The sequence below is a fragment of the Synechococcus sp. CCAP 1479/9 genome (assembly GCF_019038535.1).
Classification (GTDB): Bacteria; Cyanobacteriota; Cyanobacteriia; order PCC-6307; family Cyanobiaceae; genus Cyanobium.
In genome coordinates this window covers 1-338 of sequence record NZ_JAFKRK010000025.1, presented here as the reverse complement: position 1 = coordinate 338, position 338 = coordinate 1, and the positions used below count along the sequence as shown (strand labels likewise).

Sequence of the window (338 nt, the reverse complement as noted above, 5' to 3'; positions counted from 1 at the left end):
CGGGGCAGAACCTCTTCAGGGAAGATGAAGTTTTCGTGCGGTTGGTCGGCAGGCGCCATCCAGGCACGCAGACCTTCGTTGAGCAGGATGTTCTTGGTGTAGAACGTCTCGAATTCAGGATCCTCCGCCGCGCGGATCTCCTGGCTCACGAAGTCGTAGGCCCGCAGGTTGAGGGCCAGGCCGATGATGCCGATGCTGCTGGTCCACAGACCCATCACCGGCACGAACAGCATGAAGAAGTGCAGCCAGCGCTTGTTGGAGAAGGCGATCCCGAAGATCTGGCTCCAGAAGCGGTTGGCGGTGACCATCGAGTAGGTCTCCTCTTCCTGGGTGGGCTC

The 338-nt window shown here is 60.4% G+C and carries 1 pseudogene; it reads right to left on the bottom strand.

Features of this window, described 5'->3' with window-relative positions:
* Window positions 1-338, bottom strand: a pseudogene (locus tag KUG38_RS11705) (photosystem II D2 protein (photosystem q(a) protein)); the annotation flags it as partial.